The sequence below is a fragment of the Shewanella sp. N2AIL genome (assembly GCF_022690845.1).
GTDB classification, from domain to species: domain Bacteria; phylum Pseudomonadota; class Gammaproteobacteria; order Enterobacterales; family Shewanellaceae; genus Shewanella; species Shewanella baltica.
On sequence record NZ_JALBYT010000089.1, the window covers coordinates 1 to 440 of the forward strand.

The 440-nt window shown below is 42.7% G+C and carries 1 rRNA gene; it reads right to left on the reverse strand.

Features of this window, described 5'->3' with window-relative positions:
* Positions 1–73, reverse strand: a 16S ribosomal RNA gene (locus MO387_RS20835); the annotation flags it as partial.
* Positions 74–440: the final 367 nt, after the last annotated feature.

The following is a 440-nucleotide window of genomic DNA, read 5'->3' on the forward strand; positions in this document are numbered from 1 at the left end:
GCTGCCGCTCGACTTGCATGTGTTAGGCCTGCCGCCAGCGTTCAATCTGAGCCATGATCAAACTCTTCAATTAAAGTTTTTTGCTTCCGTCTTACGACTTCAGCGGCTCAATGAATTCTGATTTTTTGTTTCTCGCACTCCTTATAAAAGAAGGGCTGAAACAAACTGTACATATTGCTATGAACACTCATTGTTACATTGATTTAAATTTTTGACTGCCAACCCTAAGGTTAAGCAGTTTCGATTAACTCAACACCTGTGAGTGTCCACACAGATTTCTTGTTTTATCTTGTTAAAGAGCAACTCAATCTCGTAAGAGAAGGTGAGTACCACACTGAGCGCCGAACGCTTCCAGTTGGCTAGGGCTGCGTATTCTACGCATTTCCCGTTTCGCGTCAAGGAGTATTTTCAACTTCTTGCTGCGATTGAATTAAGTGCCA